This window comes from Halomonas sp. DN3, from assembly GCF_024137905.1.
Taxonomy (GTDB): domain Bacteria; phylum Pseudomonadota; class Gammaproteobacteria; order Pseudomonadales; family Halomonadaceae; genus Halomonas; species Halomonas litopenaei.
Genome location: NZ_CP099965.1, coordinates 2744878 through 2761978 on the forward strand (window position 1 = coordinate 2744878; position 17101 = coordinate 2761978).

11 protein-coding genes are annotated in these 17101 nt (G+C 64.0%); 8 read left to right on the top strand and 3 right to left on the bottom strand.

The features are described 5' to 3' along the window. Nucleotides 1-107: 107 nt before the first annotated feature. Nucleotides 108-1670: a sigma-54-dependent transcriptional regulator gene (locus NKF27_RS11935; RefSeq protein WP_253551831.1), complete on the bottom strand. Its 1563-nt coding sequence runs from the start codon at nt 1668-1670 to the stop codon at nt 108-110. Nucleotides 1671-1954: 284 nt separating this feature from the next. Between NKF27_RS11935 and phhA the strand changes: the two genes are divergently transcribed. Genes phhA through NKF27_RS11950 form a run of 3 tightly spaced genes read left to right on the top strand, consistent with a single transcriptional unit; the run spans nt 1955 to nt 4438 of the window. Next, a complete protein-coding gene (gene phhA / locus NKF27_RS11940; RefSeq protein WP_253551833.1) occupies nt 1955-2857 on the top strand; it encodes a phenylalanine 4-monooxygenase in 903 nt (300 codons plus the stop codon). Nucleotides 2858-2895: 38 nt separating this feature from the next. Further along, nucleotides 2896-3246, top strand: a complete 351-nt coding sequence (locus tag NKF27_RS11945) for a 4a-hydroxytetrahydrobiopterin dehydratase (RefSeq protein ID WP_045994020.1) — start codon at nt 2896-2898, stop codon at nt 3244-3246. Between the two features lies 1 nt (nt 3247). Further along, nucleotides 3248-4438, top strand: coding sequence for an amino acid aminotransferase (locus NKF27_RS11950; protein WP_253551835.1), 1191 nt, complete (start codon nt 3248-3250; stop codon nt 4436-4438). A gap of 288 nt (nt 4439-4726) precedes the next feature. Here the strand turns inward: NKF27_RS11950 and narL are convergent, their stop codons facing one another. After that, nucleotides 4727-5371, bottom strand: a complete 645-nt coding sequence (narL, locus tag NKF27_RS11955; protein ID WP_045994022.1) for a two-component system response regulator NarL — start codon at nt 5369-5371, stop codon at nt 4727-4729. A 92-nt stretch (nt 5372-5463) separates the two neighbouring features. Further along, the gene (locus NKF27_RS11960) at nt 5464-7305 is read right to left on the bottom strand and encodes a histidine kinase (RefSeq protein ID WP_253551837.1); all 1842 of its coding nucleotides are present in this window, start codon (nt 7303-7305) and stop codon (nt 5464-5466) included. 249 nt (nt 7306-7554) lie between these two features. Between NKF27_RS11960 and NKF27_RS11965 the strand changes: the two genes are divergently transcribed. From NKF27_RS11965 to narI, 5 genes are all read left to right on the top strand, one after another. After that, the gene (locus NKF27_RS11965; protein WP_301271157.1) at nt 7555-10266 is read left to right on the top strand and encodes an MFS transporter; all 2712 of its coding nucleotides are present in this window, start codon (nt 7555-7557) and stop codon (nt 10264-10266) included. A gap of 82 nt (nt 10267-10348) precedes the next feature. Beyond that, the gene (locus NKF27_RS11970) at nt 10349-14116 is read left to right on the top strand and encodes a nitrate reductase subunit alpha (protein ID WP_253551839.1); all 3768 of its coding nucleotides are present in this window, start codon (nt 10349-10351) and stop codon (nt 14114-14116) included. Then, complete coding sequence (gene narH, locus NKF27_RS11975) at nt 14113-15669, top strand: nitrate reductase subunit beta (protein ID WP_253551841.1); 1557 nt, start codon at nt 14113-14115, stop codon at nt 15667-15669. Before NKF27_RS11970 ends, narH begins: the two co-directional genes overlap by 4 nt. Continuing rightward, on the top strand, nt 15662-16417 hold the full coding sequence (gene narJ, locus NKF27_RS11980; protein ID WP_253551843.1) for a nitrate reductase molybdenum cofactor assembly chaperone: 756 nt from the start codon (nt 15662-15664) through the stop codon (nt 16415-16417). Before narH ends, narJ begins: the two co-directional genes overlap by 8 nt. Then, on the top strand, nt 16414-17091 hold the full coding sequence (narI, locus tag NKF27_RS11985; protein ID WP_253551845.1) for a respiratory nitrate reductase subunit gamma: 678 nt from the start codon (nt 16414-16416) through the stop codon (nt 17089-17091). The genes narJ and narI overlap by 4 nt, the downstream gene beginning before the upstream one ends. The last annotated feature ends 10 nt before the right edge of the window (nt 17092-17101 follow it).

Below are 17101 nucleotides of genomic sequence, written 5' to 3' on the forward strand. Positions count from 1 at the left end.
ACGCCAGCTATTCGACCGCGAGCAGTGGGCCTCGATGCCTCGTCGGTGCCTCGTCGGGGCATCGAGCTCCCTCAGTCTCAGTCTCAGTCTCACTCTCACACTCACCGTCAGCCCTCGCTGCCGGTGATGCCATAGCGATTCAGCTTGTTGGCGATGGTGGTGTGGGATACGCCAAGGCGGCGTGCCAACTGGCGACTGGACGGATGCTGGGGGTACAGCGAGGCCAAGACGCGCCGCTCGACCTCACCCAGGATGTCGTTGAGCGAGCCGTCCAGTTCGATACCGGCAAGACCCGTCGGCGCCCCCGAGGCCGGCAGCCGCAGATGGGCCGGCTCGATGACCCCGGTCTCGCACAGCGACACCGCCTGGAACAGCACGTTCTCGAGTTGCCGCACATTGCCGGGCCAGTGATAGCTGGCCATGCGCGCCAGTGCCGTGGGGGAAAGCGCAGGCAGCGCGCAGCCGATCTGGCGCGCGGCTCGGTCGACAAAGTGCCCGGCCAGGGCCTCGATGCCATCCAGACAATCCCTCAGCGGGGGAACGCTCAACGACAGCACGTTGAGGCGATGATAGAGGTCCTGACGAAACAGCCCCTGACCGCACAGGGCCAGCAGATCCTGCTGGGTGGCACAGATCACCCGCACGTCCAGGTAGGTCTCGTCATCGGCGCCGACCCGGCGAAAGCCGCCGTCCTGCAGAAAGCGCAACAGCTTGGCCTGCAGCCGCGGACTCATCTCGCCGACCTCATCGAGGAAGATGGTGCCACCGGCGGTCAGCTCCAGCAGACCCAGCTTGCCCTCGGGGCGAGCGCCATCGAAGGCGCCCGGGGCATAGCCAAACAGTTCGGTCTCGGCCATGGACTCCGGCAGGCCGGCGCAGTTCAGCGCCATGAACGGCGCCTGACCGCGCTGGCTGGCCAGGTGACAGGCCCGCGCCAGCACCTCCTTGCCGGTGCCGGTCTCGCCAAAGATCAACAGCGGGGCGTCCAGCGGCGCCATGCGCCGCGCCTCGTGGATCAGGGAGGCGAGTCGGGGGCTGGCCGCGAACATGGCCTCGAAGCCGCGCATCTCCTGGCGCTGCACCTGATAGATACGCTCGCCGATACGATCGGCGCTATGCAGCGTGACCACAGCCCCGGCCAGCGAGGCCACGTCGTCGTGGTGTTCGCGATGCAGCGGCGCGATATCGGCCAGGTAGGTGGCGTCCTTGAGCCGGATCCTGAGGCCGTTGACCCGAGCATTGTTGCGACGAATCACTTCCGGCAGGTCGAGCTCCGGCAGGTAGCGATTCAGCGACAGCCCGGGCACCTCGTCGACGCGCACGCCGAGCAGCTGGCTCGCCGCCCGGTTGGCCGCCACCAGGTGCCCCTCCATGTCGATGGACATCACCGGGTCGGAGAGTGACGACAGCAGCGCCTCAAGCTCGAGCTGGTGGCGCTCGCTGGGCATCAGGCTGACCCGGCGCACCCCGAACACGCCGGACACCTGCTCGAGACTGGGCTTCAGCGTCGCCAGCTGGGCGTGAAGCAACTGTGGTACGTGCAGATAGATGGCGTTACCGTGCTCTCCGCCCACCTCGCCCCGGGCCACGTTGACCCCATAGTCGGCCAGCAGGGCCACTATGTCGCGAAGGATGCCGACACGATTCTGGCAGTGAACTCTCAGGCGCATGAAGGGAATGGCTCCGCAAAAGGGTCACACCATCTGAAGTTTCCGTCAGGCTGGTCTGACTCGCATGTCAAGATTTCGTTACAGCCTATCGAAGACAGAGGAGCGCGTCCTGCATCTTTGGTCGATAGACACCATCTCGAGCACCAGCTGTAAAGATTTCCTGACAGAAAAGGGCCGCCTTCCGGCGCCTATCCCCCGAATGCGCGGCTGCGTGACGAAAGCCTCCGTGACTAGACTCGACTCAATCTCGATACCACAACAGTCGACAATCGCCGGGAGACACCATGCACGCACCCTCTTCGCCTACCCCGTCCGCCAAGGCCACCGCCTATCAGGCCCGTGAGCCTGACGCCGCCGGCGTCATCCACTGGAGCGAGGTCGAGAACCGAACCTGGCAGACGCTGATGGAGCGCCAGCTGACGTTGATCGAAGGGCGTGTCTGCCAGCAGTATCTGGATGGCCTCGAGCGTCTCGCCCTGCCCACCGATCGGATTCCACAACTGGGTGACGTCGATCGGGTCCTCGAGCAGGCCACCGGCTGGAAGACCGCCCAGGTGCCGGCCCTGATCCCCTTCGACACCTTCTTTCAACTGCTGGCCAACCGTCGTTTTCCCGTGGCGACCTTCATCCGCACCCCCGAGGAGCTGGACTACCTCAAGGAACCGGACATCTTTCACGAGATCTTCGGCCACTGCCCGATGCTGACCAACGAGGCCTTTGCCGAATTCACCGCCACCTACGGGCGCATCGGCCTTGCCGCCGAACCCAAGGACCGGGTCTACCTGGCCAGGCTCTACTGGATGACCGTGGAATTCGGCCTGGTGGACACCCCGGACGGCCGGCGCATCTATGGCGGAGGCATCATCTCCTCGCCGAAGGAGACCCTGCACGCCCTGTCCGACACCCCCGTACACGCGCCCTTCGACGCCCTCGATGCCCTGCGCACCCCCTATCGCATCGACATCCTGCAGCCCCTTTACTACGTTCTGGACAGCCTCGACCGGCTTGAGGAGCTGTCACAACGCGACCTGATGGCGCTGGTCGAGGAAGCCAAGGCGCAGGGGCTGTTCAAACCCCGCTTTCCGCCCAAGCCCAAGTCAGAGACAGAGCCCAGGCCAACAGCCGACGAGGCCAGGCCTACCGGCTCGGACGATGCCGATAACGACCGACGCAGCGAACACGCGTGAACATCCACATTCCCTAACCGACACCACCAGGAGACAGCATGAACGACACCACCCAGACCCTCACCGAGCAGTCCTGCGAAGCCTGCAGCTGGGACGCCCCCCACGCCACCGAGGACGAGATCGAACAGTGGCACGCGCAGATCCCCGAGTGGCGGATCGTCGAGCGCGATGGCATCATGCAACTGGAGCGGAGCTACAAGTTCCGCAACTTTCGGCAGGCCCTTGCCTTTACCAACAGCGTCGGCGAGATCGCCGAGGAAGCCGGCCATCACCCGGCCCTGTTGACCGAGTGGGGCAAGGTCACCGTGACCTGGTGGTCCCACGAGATGAAGGGCCTGCACAAGAACGATTTCATCCTAGCGGCCAGAACCGACGAGGTAGCAAGCTAAAATGTTCGAGAAGATTGAGCGGGTTCCCGGGGATGCCATCCTCGGGCTCATCGAGGCCTTCAAGAAGGACACCAATCCCCAGAAGGTCGATCTTGGCGTCGGCGTCTACCGTGATGCAAAGGGCAACACTCCGGTGATGCGTGCGGTCAAGGAGGCCGAAGCCCTGCTGCTCAACAACGAGACCACCAAGACCTACATCGGCTCCCACGGTGCTGCCCAGTACGGTGCCGTGGTGCTGCCGATGGTGCTGGGCCAGGACTCCCCGGTGCTCGAGGCCGGTCGCGCCAGCGTCACCCAGTCCCCCGGTGGTACCGGCGCCCTGCGCCTGGCGGCGGACTTCGTCGCGACCCAACTGCCTGGCAAGGGCATCTGGGTCAGCGACCCGACCTGGCCGAACCACCACGGCATCTTCACCGCCGCCGGCATCGAACTGCACAAGTATCCCTATGTGGATGCCGACAACCGTCTCGACTTCGACGGCATGCTGGCGGCCCTCAAGCAGATTCCCCAGGGTGATGTGGTGGTGCTGCACGCCTGCTGCCACAACCCGACAGGCTTTGACCTGAATCACCAGCAGTGGCAACAGGTGCTCGAAGTGATCCAGCAGCGCGACCTGCTGCCGCTGGTCGACTTCGCCTACCAGGGCTTCGCCGAGGGCCTCGACGAGGACGCCTACGCCGTTCGCCTGCTGGCCGAGAACCTCGACAACGTGCTGATCACCAGCTCCTGCTCGAAGAACTTCGGCATCTACAACGAGCGCACCGGCGCGCTGATCGTGGTGGCGAAGAACAGCGAAGAGATGGAGAACGTCCGCTCGCAGATCGCCATCGTCGCCCGCGAGAACTACTCCAACCCGCCCGCCCATGGCGGCAGCATCGTGGCCGAGATCCTCAATTCAGCGGAACTCGCCGCGGTGTGGCGCGAGGAACTCACCGAGATGCGCGATCGCATCAACACCCTGCGCCGTGACTTCGTCGAGGCCTTGAAGCCCTACGGGCTGGACCAGAAGTATGCCCACATCGCCGAGCAGCGCGGCATGTTCTCCTACACCGGCCTGACGCCGGAACAGGTGGACCGTCTGCGTGACGAGTACGGCATCTACATGGTGCGCTCGGGCCGCGCCAACGTCGCTGGCTTCTCCCAGGAGAACCTGCCGTACCTGGCCAAGGCAGTGGCCGCCGTCAACGACTGACGCCCTGCCAGCCGGCTCTGCCTGCCAACCTTCAACGCCCGGGCCCGCCCCGGGCGTTGTCGTATCGAGACGAACCTTCCGGCGCCACCGAGCGCAACCACTGTTCCTGCAAGCCTGTTCCTGCAAGCACTGAGCTCTGTCCGAAAAGTCGACGAGCGAAGGTTAGACAAGGCAAAAATCGGTGAGAAAGCGCAGTTTACGGGGTGTAAACGAGCATTCTGACCGGGCTGGCGTACCAGCCGAATTTTAACGCCGCATTACCGAGCGCAGACACTTTTCAGACAAGCCCTAGCCCAGGCCATGCTTGGTGGCCCATACCGCTGCTTCCACCCGTGAGCGCAGGTCCAGCTTCTTGAACAGGTGCTTGACGTGGACCTTGACGGTGCCCTCGGCGATGTCCAGCTCCCGGGCAATCATCTTGTTGGACAGGCCACGGGCCAGGGTGCGCAGGATATCCCGCTCCCGTGCGGTCAGGCACGACATGCCGTCGTCCCCTCCTGCCGGCAGCTCGCCCTTGACCACGCTGGCCAGCAGCGACGCCATCTGCGGCCCCAGCACCACCTGGCCCTGGGCGGCCTCGCGAATCAGCCGCAGCACCTCCTCGGGGTCCATGTCCTTGAGCAGATAGCCATCGGCGCCTTCCTTGAGTGCGCGCACCACGTCGTCGTCCGAGTCGGACACGGTCAGGATGACGATACGGCTCTTGACCCGGGCGTCACGCATTCGCCTGAGCACCTCGATACCGTCGATGGGCTGCATGTTGAGGTCGAGCAGGATCAGGTTGGGTTGCAGATCGACGGCCTTGCGCACCGCCTCGGCGCCATCCGAGGCTTCACCGACCACCACCAGGCTAGGATCCATGTCCACCAGCTGACGCACCCCCCGCCGGAACAGGGGGTGATCGTCCACGATCATCAATCGAAGCATGCTCATAGTGCTATCTCCAGAGTGGTTTCACCCGACCCGCTGCCGGGTAACACGTTCAGCAGGCCACGTCGTCGCGACCTTGCGCCCGTGAAAGTCCATCACTCGGACGCCACAGGTAGCTGCGCCAACAGACGTGGCAGAAAGCGGACGGTCACCACGGTGCCGCAGGGCTTGATGCCTCTGACCGTGAGCTTTCCACTCAGGCTTCGTGCCCGCTCCTCCATGATCGCCATCCCGTGGGACATGGAAGGATCCGATTGCGGCCCGATGCCTACACCGTCATCCGTGACCGAAAGTTGATAGTGCCCCGTGTCGTCGACGGCGAGGCTGATGGTGCAGTGCCGAGCTCGTGCATGGCGGGCCACGTTGGACAGCGACTCGCGCACGATCTGCAGCACATGAATTTCCTCGTTGGGGGTCAGCGACAGCCCGCTCCATTGACCCTTCAGAGTCAGCTCGAAGTCACCGCGCTTGGAGTACTCCTGCACCGTTTCCTCCAACGCGGCTTCCAGCCCCGACTCGTGGATGCGAAGGCGAAAGGTGTTGAGCAGCTCCCTGAGCTGGCGGTAGGACGAATTGAGACCGTGCCGGAGTTCCGCGACCACCTGCGCCACCTGTTCGTGGCGTTGCTGATCGAGCTGCATCTGCAGACGGGTGACCTGGATCTTCAGGTAGGACAGCGACTGCGCCAGCGAGTCATGAAGCTCTCGGGCAATCACCGCGCGCTCATCCATCAGCGCCAGGCGACGCTGTTCGTCGCCCTTCTCGGACAGCGACAAGGCCGCCGCTATCAGCCTGGCCACCGTCTCCACCAGCTCGATCTTCCACTGGGCAAGCATATGGCCGGGCGGCTGATGGACACGCAACTCGCCAAAATCCCGACCGGCTTCGCGCACCCTGACCGCGTATTCGTTGCCGTTGGCATAGGGTCCGGAAGTCGCCTTGTCTGATATATCACGCCCTCGGGTTGGTGCCTGAACGAAAGCGCTTTCCGCACCGGGGCGAGAGCTGAGTCTGACAATATCCTTGCCGTTGCCACCCATGGACAGGCGCAACTCGAAGGGGCCTTCGTCGGTCACCGCCTCGAGTTGGCGCAGCACTTCCTCGAGCTCTTCCCGGGTCAGCGGTGTCACCCCATTGAGACGCCGCGCGGTCAAATAAAGCATACGCAACGCATCATTGCTGCGTTTCAGTTCATGGGTCTTCGCCGCGACACGCTTTTCCAGCTGGCCGTACATTTCCGACAGGCTGGCATTCATCTTGTTGATTGTTCGGGATAACAAGCCCAACTCGTCGTTACCCCGATAGATAGTTCTTCCTGAAAAATCGCCGACCATTACACCATTAACGACGCGAATAAGGTCACGAAATGGTGGCATGACACCGCAAACTATTCGATAGACAACCATCACCATAAAAACCACGAGAATGGCGAGCGACGCCCCCTGAAATACCTCAAGAAAGACGACCTTTGACTCGGCGTATTCTTGCAGCCTTCCCACCAGGATATCGACCTTGTCGACGAACTCGGCGACCCGATCATCCAGTCGAAAGACGTCACCACCTTCGAAGTCCACCCTGTTGGGGCGCAGGGTCTCGTGCCAGCACTCGACCACCCTGTCGTAGGCCTCTCTCAGCGGGTCATCGGCGTCCACCGGAATCAGCGCGAGAATCGCCCCGGCAGCCAACGTGGCCTCCATCTGTTCGTGCTGCCAGCGTCGCCTGGGGTGATCCGCCGGCAGCAACTCCGACGTTGCCAGCAGACGGTAGGCCTGCATTCGCAGCGAACCTGCCTGATTGATGGCGTCGGCGTAACCTCCCGCGCTCTTGGCAATGACGATGGAGCCCAGCAGGCTGACCAGAGCCAGACAGGAAATCGCCGCCATGGCGACCAGCATGCGCAGCATCAGTGATCGGCGCAGGTAAAAGGCGCCGTTCATCTACCACACCGTCCCTTTTTGACCCAGATCAAGGGTTTTGTCATCTAGAAAATTCCGGAATGTCGTATCCATCTGAGAGGGCAGATAATACGTGACGACCACCTCAAAAACACCCGGATACCTCCATGGAGGTAATTCAGCAAAAGCTCTGGATATAGCACGCGATTCTCTTGATCACAATCAAGTGCCATACAGATACATTGTAGCAAGGTTTAGGGGCCGAACCGGCACCCCTAAAGAGGAAAGCACATGCTCCAACATGACACCGTACCCCGGCGTCAGCAGAACAGAGCGCTAGGCCTATCCACACTCGCCTTCACTCTCTGCTTCGCCGTCTGGACCCTGTTCTCGATTCTCGGCATCCAGATCAAGGAGGACTTCGCGCTCTCCGACACCCAACTTGGCCTGCTGATGGCCACCCCCGTGCTGACGGGTTCGATCAGCCGACTCTTTCTCGGTGTACTGACCGACCGCTTCGGGGGCCGCTGGGTCTTCGGTCTGCTCATGCTGGTCACCGCCACCTGTGTCTACCTGCTGACCTTCGCCAACAGCTACGTCATGCTGCTGGTCGGCGCGCTGGGTATTGGCCTTGCCGGCGGCTCCTTCATCGTCGGTGTCGCCTACACCTCTGCCTGGTTCGAGAATGAACGCCAGGGTACGGCGTTGGGCATCTTCGGGGCCGGTAACGTCGGTGCCGCCGTCACCAACTTCGGCGCGCCCTTCCTGCTGATGGCAATGGGCTGGAAGAGCACAGCGCTGGTCTACGCCACCATCATGGCGATCATGGGCGTGGCCTTTATCCTGCTGGCCAAGGAAGACCCCCAGAACCAGTCGCGCAATGCCGTGCGTCTGCCGTTGTCCGAGCAGTTCGCGCCCCTGGCCGACCTGCGCGTATGGCGCTTCTCGCTGTACTACTTCTTCGTCTTCGGCGGCTTCGTCGCCCTCGCCCTGTGGCTGCCCCACTACCTGATCGAGGTCTACGGCCTGAGCCTGTCCGCGGCGGGTATCGTGGCGGCGCTGTACACCATCCCGGCCTCACTGTTCCGTATCCTCGGCGGCTGGATGTCCGACCGCTACGGCGCCCGTCGTGTGATGTACTGGACCTTCCTGGCCTCGGTCATCTGTACCTTCCTGCTGAGCTATCCGCCTACCCAGTACGTCGTCGACGGCGTCCGTGGTCCGGTCGAGTTCACCTTCGCCATGCCGCTGGTCGGCTTCATCCTGCTGACCATGGTGCTGGGCTTCTTCATGTCGCTGGGCAAGGCCGCCGTGTACAAGCACATCCCGGTCTACTATCCCAAGAGCGTCGGCCTGGTCGGCGGCGCCGTCGGCATGGTCGGTGGCCTCGGCGGCTTCTTCCTGCCGCTGACCTTTGGCATGCTCAACGACGTCATCGGTATCTGGCAGAGCTGCTTCATGCTGATGTTCGTCGTGGTCGCCTCCGCGTTCCTGTGGATGCACTACGCCATCCGCAAGGCCGAGCGTATCGAGGCCCGCGATCGCTGCGAGTCCACCGACCTGCCCGAGCTGTCCACCCCGAGCCGTTTCGTGCTCGAGGACTGGCGCCCCGAGGACGAGTCCTTCTGGCAGTCCACCGGTCGCAAGATCGCCGCACGTAACCTGTGGATCTCCATCCCCTGCCTGCTGCTGGCCTTCTGTATCTGGATGGTGTGGTCGATGGTCGTGGCCAAGCTGCCCCAGGTAGGCTTCGAGTACAGCCCGAACCAGCTGTTCTGGCTGGCCGCCCTGCCGGGTCTTTCCGGTGCCACCCTGCGCATCTTCTACAGCTTTACCGTGCCGATCTTTGGCGGCCGCCGCTTCACCGCGATTTCCACCGCCTCGCTGCTGCTGCCAGCGCTATGGATCGGCTTCGCGGTCCAGAACCCCGAAACGCCTTACCTGGTGATGGCGATCATCGCCCTGCTGTGTGGCTTCGGTGGCGGCAACTTTGCGTCTTCCATGGCCAACATCGCCTTCTTCTATCCCAAGCGTGAGAAGGGCAAGGCCCTGGCCATGAACGCCGGCCTCGGTAACCTCGGCGTGTCGGTGATGCAGTTCCTGGTACCTGTGGTGATCTCCACCGGAAGCTTCGTGATGTTCACCGGCAGCGGCCAGCCGATGTCCGACACCGACCTTCTGTGGCTGCAGAATGCCGGCTTCGTGTGGGTGCCGTTCATCGCCATCGCCACCGTCGCCGCCTGGTTCGGCATGAACGATATCGCCAGCGCCAAGTCTTCCTTCAAGGAACAGTCGGTCATCTTCAAGCGCAAGCACAACTGGCTGATGTGCATCCTCTACACCGGCACCTTCGGCAGCTTCATCGGCTTCTCCGCGGGCTTCCCGCTGTTGACCAAGACCCAGTTCCCGGCCATCGATGCCCTCCAGTACGCCTTCCTTGGCCCGTTTGTCGGCGCCCTGAGCCGTGCCTGGACCGGTGGACTGGCCGACCGCTTCGGTGGTGCCCGGGTCACCTTCTGGACCTTCCTGACCATGATTGTTGGCGTGGTCGGCGTGCTGTTCTTCCTGATGAACAAGGACATGTCGATCGCCTTCTACGGCTTCTTCGCCTCCTTCATGCTGCTGTTCTTCGCCACCGGTGTCGGCAATGCCAGCACCTTCCAGATGATTCCGTCGATCTTCCGCAAGGAAGTGCCGCGACTGATGCCCAACCTGACCGCCGCCGAACAGCTGGTCCACGCCGAGCGCGAATCCGCTGCCACCATCGGCTTCACCTCGGCCATCGCCGCCTATGGCGCCTTCCTGATTCCGAAGTCCTTCGGTACCTCGATCTCGCTGACCGGTGGCGCCGAAGCGGCGCTGATCGGCTTCATCGTGTTCTACGTGTTCTGCACCGCCCTGACCTGGTTCTACTACAGCCGCAAGGGCGCGGAGATCGAACTCAACCTGGATGCGGGTCCAACCCGCAAGCCAAGCGCCGGTGCGGCCCAGACCCAGCACTGACGTTCCCATCAAGACCGTGACATTTAAGTCCGCAAGGACCGCCTAGCCAGGCCCCCTTCGGGGGGCCTTTGAGGAGACCTCCATGAGTCATTTTCTCGATCGCCTGAGATACCTGACCAAACGTCCTCCGGAATTCGCCAACGGACACGGCGAAACCCGCGAAGAGACACGTGACTGGGAAGACGGCTATCGCGCCCGCTGGCAGCACGACAAGATCGTGCGCTCCACCCACGGGGTGAACTGCACCGGCTCGTGTAGCTGGAAGATCTACGTCAAGAATGGCCTGGTCACCTGGGAAACCCAGCAGACCGACTATCCGCGTACCCGCGCCGACCTGCCCAACCACGAGCCCCGCGGTTGCCCGCGTGGCGCCAGCTACTCCTGGTACCTGTACAGTGCCAACCGCCTCAAGTACCCGCTGATTCGCCAGGAGCTGGTCAGCCTGTGGCGACGCGCGCTGGACAAGCACGCCGACCCGGTGGACGCCTGGGCCTCCATCGTCGAGGACCCGGTCCTGGCCAATCAGTACAAGCGTGCCCGCGGCATGGGCGGTTTCGTCCGCGCCGACTGGGACGAGGCGCAGACCCTGATCGCGGCGGCCAACGTCTACACCGCCAAGACTTACGGACCCGACCGCATCATCGGCTTCTCGCCGATTCCCGCCATGTCGATGGTCTCCTACGCCGCCGGCGCCCGTTACCTGTCGCTGATCGGCGGGGTCTGCCTGTCGTTCTATGACTGGTACTGCGACCTGCCGCCGGCCTCCCCCCAGACCTGGGGAGAGCAGACCGACGTGCCGGAATCCGCCGACTGGTACAACTCCGGCTACATCATCGCCTGGGGCTCCAACGTGCCGCAGACGCGTACCCCGGACGCCCACTTCTTCACCGAGGTGCGCTACAAGGGCACCAAGACGGTGTCGATCACCCCGGACTACGCCGAGGTCTCCAAGCTCACCGACGAGTGGCTCTCCGCCAAGCAGGGCACCGACGCCGCCCTGGCCATGGCCATGGGCCACGTCATCCTCAAGGAGTTCCACCTCGCCTCGCCCAGCGCCTACTTCACCGACTACGTCAAGCGCTACACCGACATGCCCTTCCTGGTGGCGCTGGAGCCCCGCGAGGACGGCACCTACGCCCCGGGCAAGCAGCTGCGCGCGGCCGACTTCGACGCCTCGCTCGGCCAGGACAACAACCCCGAGTGGAAGACCGTCGCCTGGGACGAGACCCGTGACCAGCTGGTGGTGCCGCGCGGTTCCATCGGCTTCCGCTGGGGCGAGAACGGCGCTGACGAAAAGGGCAAGTGGAGCCTTGAGTCACTGGACGCCGACGGCCAGGAGATCGACCTGCGCCTGTCGCTGGCCGACGCCCACGACAGCGTCGCCAAGGTGGCCTTCCCCTACTTCGGTGGCATCGCCCACGAGCACTTCGACCACGTCGAAGGCAACGAGGTGCTGCACCACTGCCTGCCGGCCAAGAAGCTGACCCTGGCCGACGGCAAGGAAGTGCTGGCGGTCACCGTGTTCGACCTGATGTGCGCCAACTATGGCATCGACCGTGGCCTCGGCGGCGAAGGCGAGGACGACGGTGCCACCGCACTGGACCAGCTGCGCCCCTACACCCCGGCGTGGCAGGAAAAGATCACCGGCGTGCCCGCCAACCAGTGTATTCGCATCGCCCGCGAGTTCGCCCACAACGCCGACAAGACCCAGGGTCGGTCCATGATCATCGTCGGTGCCGGGATGAACCACTGGTACCACATGGACATGAACTACCGTGGCCTGATCAACATGCTGGTGCTGTGCGGCTGCATCGGTCAGACCGGCGGCGGCTGGTCCCACTATGTGGGCCAGGAAAAGCTGCGCCCCCAGACCGGCTGGACCCCGCTGGCCTTCGGCCTGGACTGGCAGCGTCCGCCGCGCCATATGAACGGCACCTCGTTCTTCTACAACCACTCGAGCCAGTGGCGCTACGAGAAGCTCGAGGTCAAGGAACTGCTGTCGCCGCTGGCCAAGGCCGACAAGTACGACGGCAGCCTGATCGACTTCAACGTGCGTGCAGAACGCATGGGCTGGCTGCCGTCGGCGCCGCAGCTCGGGGTCAACCCGCTGCGCCTGGCAGGCCCCGCCAGTGAAGCGGGCATGTCCACCGCCGACTACGTGGTCAGCCAGCTCAAGCAGGGCCGTCTTGGCTTCGCCGCCGAGGACCCGGACAACCCCCAGAACTTCCCGCGCAACATGTTCGTGTGGCGCTCCAACCTGCTGGGCTCCTCGGGCAAGGGTCACGAGTACATGCTCAAGTACCTGCTGGGCACCCGCCACGGGCTGCAGGGCAAGGACCTGGGCGAATCCGGCGGCGCCATGCCCCGGGAAGTCACCTGGCACGACGAGGCCCCCGAGGGCAAGGTGGATCTGTTCACCACCCTGGACTTCCGCATGTCGACCACCTGCCTGTACTCCGACGTGGTGCTGCCCACCGCGACCTGGTACGAGAAGGACGACCTCAACACCTCGGACATGCACCCCTTCATCCACCCGCTGACCGCCGCCACCGATCCGGCCTGGGAAGCGCGCAGCGACTGGGACATCTACAAGGGCATCGCCAGGAAGTTCTCACAGGTCTGCCCCGGCCACCTGGGTGAGGAGACCGACCTGGTCACCCTGCCGCTGCAGCATGACAGCCCCGGCGAGCTGGCCCAGCCCGAAGTGCTCGACTGGAAGCGTGGCGAGTGCGAGCCGATCCCCGGCAAGACCATGCCGAGCCTGATCGAGGTCAAGCGCAACTACCCCGAGACCTACGAGCGCTTCACCTCGGTGGGCCCGCTGCTCGAGAGCATCGGCAACGGTGGCAAGGGCATCGGCTGGAACACCGAGAAGGAAGTCGAGCTGTTGCGTGGTCTCAACCACGTCAAGCTCGAGGGTCCGGCCAAGGGTCAGCCGAGACTCGAAAGCGCCATCGACGCCGCCGAGATGATCCTGGCACTGGCCCCGGAGACCAACGGTCAGGTGGCGGTGAAGGCCTGGGATGCGCTGTCGAAGATCACCGGTCGCGATCACACCCACCTGGCAGTGCCCAAGGAAGAGGAGAAGATCCGCTTCCGCGACGTGGTGGCTCAGCCGCGCAAGATCATCTCCAGCCCGACATGGTCTGGCCTGGAGGACGAGCACGTGTCCTACAACGCTGGCTACACCAACGTCCACGAGCTGATTCCCTGGCGTACCGTCAGCGGCCGCCAGCAGTTCTACCAGGATCACGCCTGGATGCGTGACTTCGGCGAGAGCCTGCTGGTCTACCGTCCGCCCATCGACACCAAGGCCACCAAGGCCATGGCGATGCCGCGGCCCAACGGTAACCCGGAGATCGCGCTGAACTGGATCACCCCGCACCAGAAGTGGGGCATCCACTCCACCTACTCCGACAACCTGTTGATGCTGACCCTGTCGCGTGGCGGCCCCATAGTCTGGCTGTCCGAGGAGGACGCGGTCGCCATCGGTGTCGAGGACAACGACTGGATCGAGCTGTACAACGCCAACGGCGCCATCGCCGCCCGCGCGGTGGTCAGTCAGCGGGTCAAGACCGGCATGGCGATGATGTACCACGCCCAGGAGCGCATCGTGAACGTGCCCGGCTCCGAGGTCACTGGTACCCGCGGCGGTATCCACAACTCTGTCACCCGCGTCTGCCCCAAGCCGACCCACATGATCGGCGGCTACGGACAGCTCTCCTACGGCTTCAACTACTACGGCACCGTCGGCTCCAACCGCGATGAGTTCGTCATGGTGCGCAAGATGAAGCACGTCAACTGGTTGGACGGCGAAGGACAGGACAGCGCCCAGGAGGCAGTGAAATGAAGATCCGTTCCCAAGTGGGCATGGTGCTCAACCTCGACAAGTGCATCGGCTGTCATACCTGTTCGGTGACCTGCAAGAACGTCTGGACCAGTCGTGAAGGCGTCGAGTACGCCTGGTTCAACAACGTCGAGACCAAGCCGGGCATCGGCTATCCCAAGGAGTGGGAGAACCAGGCGCGCTGGAAAGGCGGCTGGCTGAGGCGCGAGGATGGCACCATCGAGCCGCGCATCGGCGGCAAGTGGCGGGTGCTGGCGAACATCTTCGCCAACCCCGACCTGCCGGAGATCGACGACTACTACGAGCCGTTCACCTTCGACTACCAGCACCTGCACCAGGCCAAGAAGGGCCGCCACCAGCCGGTGGCGCGCCCCCGTTCGCTGATCTCCGGTCAGCGCATGGAGAAGATCGAATGGGGCCCGAACTGGGAAGAGATTCTCGGCACCGAGTTCGCCAAGCGCCGCAAGGACGCCAACTTCGACAAGATCCAGGCGGATATCTACGGCCAGTTCGAAAACACCTTCATGATGTACCTGCCGCGCCTGTGCGAGCACTGCCTCAACCCAGCCTGCGTGGCCAGTTGCCCGAGTGGTGCGATCTACAAGCGTGAAGAGGATGGCATCGTCCTGATCGACCAGGACAAGTGCCGCGGCTGGCGGATGTGCGTGTCCGGCTGCCCGTACAAGAAGATCTACTACAACTGGAAGTCCGGCAAGTCCGAGAAGTGCATCTTCTGCTACCCGCGTATCGAGTCTGGCCAGCCGACGGTGTGCTCCGAGACCTGCGTCGGTCGTATTCGCTACCTGGGTGTACTGCTCTACGACGCCGATCGTATCGAGGAGGTCGCCGCCTCCCAGGACGAGCGCGACCTGTACAAGCGCCAGTGCGAGATCTTCCTCGACCCCAATGATCCCGAGGTCATCGCCCAGGCCAAGCGTGACGGCATCGATGACAACGTGATCAAGGCGGCCCAGGAGTCCCCGGTCTACAAGATGGCCATGGACTGGCAGCTGGCACTGCCGCTGCACCCGGAGTACCGCACCCTGCCGATGGTCTGGTACGTGCCACCGCTGTCGCCGATCCAGTCGGCGGTGGACGGTGGCCACGTGGAAACCGACGGCGTGCTGCCCAAGGTCGAATCGCTGCGTATCCCGGTGAAGTACCTGGCCAACATGCTCACCGCCGGTGACGAGGCGCCGGTGGTTCGCGCACTCAAGCGCATGATGGCCATGCGTGAGTACATGCGCGGCAAGCACGTTGACGGTGAGTTGCGCCACGACGTGCTCGACGAGGTCGAGCTGAGCGAGGCTCAGGTCGAGGAGATGTACCGCTACCTGGCCATCGCCAACTACGAGGATCGTTTCGTCATCCCGACCAGCCACCGCGAGCAGGCCCGCGAGGCCTTCCCGGAGCGTGGCGGCTGCGGCTTCACCTTCGGCAACGGCTGCCAGGGCGGCAGCGACGAGACCAGCCTGTTTGGCGGACGCAAGCAGACCACCACCCTGGTCAACGTCGAGCAGTACGACCCCAGCCATCCGGAGGTCGAGCATGACTAATCCACTCGCCCAGGGGCTGCGCGCCCTGGCCCGGCTGCTCGACTATCCCGACCGGGAACTGATCGAGGGGCTTGCCGAGGTCAAGGCGGCGATTGCCGCCATGCCACTGCCGGGGGGAGCCCCCCGGCAGGCACTGCTCGACTGGTGCGATCGCCTTGGTGATGCCCGCCTGCTGGACGTCCAGGCGGCCTACGTCGCCCAGTTCGATCGCGGCCGCGCCACCTCGCTTCTGCTGTTCGAGCATGTCCATGGCGAATCCCGCGACCGCGGCCAGGCCATGGTCGACCTGCTCGGCGAGTACGAGGACGCCGGCTTTGCCCTGGACAGCCGCGAGCTTCCCGACCACCTGCCGCTGCTGCTGGAGTTCCTCTCCACCCGTGAGGGTGACGAGGTGGCCCGCTGGATCGGTGACGTCAGCCATATCCTGGCGCTCATCACCGCTCGCCTCGAGGCCAAGCAGTGCGATCAGGCGCTGGTGACCCTGACCCTGCTGTCGCTGATCGGCGCCGAGGGTCAGGTGGACCTCCACCGCGAGGCGGTCAAGGAAGAGCCGGCGGACAACACCCCCGCCGCCCTCGACGCCGTGTGGGAGGAGGAGGCCGTGCGTTTCTCGGCCGAATCCGACCAGGACTGTGCGCTGACCTCCGCCGAGGGCAAGCGCCTCGCCGAACGTCGGGGCAGCATCCAGCCCGATACCGTTCGCCTCCCCGATGCCATGCCCTCTCGACCCACTGGAGGTCTGTCATGAACTACCTGCACACCCTGCTGTTCGGCCTCTATCCCTACCTGGCGGGCAGCGTCTTCCTGATCGGTAGCCTGTTGCGCTTCGACCATGGCCAGTACACCTGGAAGACCGGCTCGAGCCAGATGCTGTCGTCCAGGCGCATGCGCCTGGCCAGTCCGCTGTTTCACGTCGGCATCCTGGTGATCTTCTTCGGGCATCTGGTCGGCCTGCTGACACCGCATTGGGTCTACGCCCCCTTCATCAGCGCCGGCACCAAGCAGGTGTTCGCCATCCTGGTCGGCGGCCTTGCCGGTATCGCCTGTCTGATTGGTGGCGCCATGCTGCTGCATCGCCGCTTCACCGACCCGCGGGTCAAGGCGTCCTCCAGCTTCATGGACAACCTGATCATCGTGCTGCTGGTGGTTCAGGTCACCCTCGGCCTGCTGACCATTCCCGCCGCCCTGCATCACCTGGACGGCGGCGTGATGATCAAGCTCGCCGAATGGGCCCAGGCCATCGTCTTCTTCCAGGGCGGCGCCGCCTCCCACCTCGAAGGCATTGGCTTCATCTACCACCTGCACATTCTGGTCGGCCTGACCATCGTGCTGGTGTTCCCGTTCACTCGCCTGGTTCACGCCTGGAGTGCTCCCCTGGGTTACCTGGGACGTCGCTACCAGATCGTCCGGCGCCGTGCCTGAGGAGGCATGT

Coding starts and splice junctions, on each gene's coding strand:
- phhA (WP_253551833.1), top strand. CDS start 1,955: ATGCACGCACCCTCTTCGCCTACCCCGTCCGCCAAGGCCACCGCCTAT.
- NKF27_RS11960 (WP_253551837.1), bottom strand. CDS start 7,305: ATGAACGGCGCCTTTTACCTGCGCCGATCACTGATGCTGCGCATGCTG.
- NKF27_RS11970 (WP_253551839.1), top strand. CDS start 10,349: ATGAGTCATTTTCTCGATCGCCTGAGATACCTGACCAAACGTCCTCCG.
- NKF27_RS11965 (WP_301271157.1), top strand. CDS start 7,555: ATGCTCCAACATGACACCGTACCCCGGCGTCAGCAGAACAGAGCGCTA.
- narL (WP_045994022.1), bottom strand. CDS start 5,371: ATGAGCATGCTTCGATTGATGATCGTGGACGATCACCCCCTGTTCCGG.
- narH (WP_253551841.1), top strand. CDS start 14,113: ATGAAGATCCGTTCCCAAGTGGGCATGGTGCTCAACCTCGACAAGTGC.
- NKF27_RS11950 (WP_253551835.1), top strand. CDS start 3,248: ATGTTCGAGAAGATTGAGCGGGTTCCCGGGGATGCCATCCTCGGGCTC.
- NKF27_RS11945 (WP_045994020.1), top strand. CDS start 2,896: ATGAACGACACCACCCAGACCCTCACCGAGCAGTCCTGCGAAGCCTGC.
- narJ (WP_253551843.1), top strand. CDS start 15,662: ATGACTAATCCACTCGCCCAGGGGCTGCGCGCCCTGGCCCGGCTGCTC.
- narI (WP_253551845.1), top strand. CDS start 16,414: ATGAACTACCTGCACACCCTGCTGTTCGGCCTCTATCCCTACCTGGCG.
- NKF27_RS11935 (WP_253551831.1), bottom strand. CDS start 1,670: ATGCGCCTGAGAGTTCACTGCCAGAATCGTGTCGGCATCCTTCGCGAC.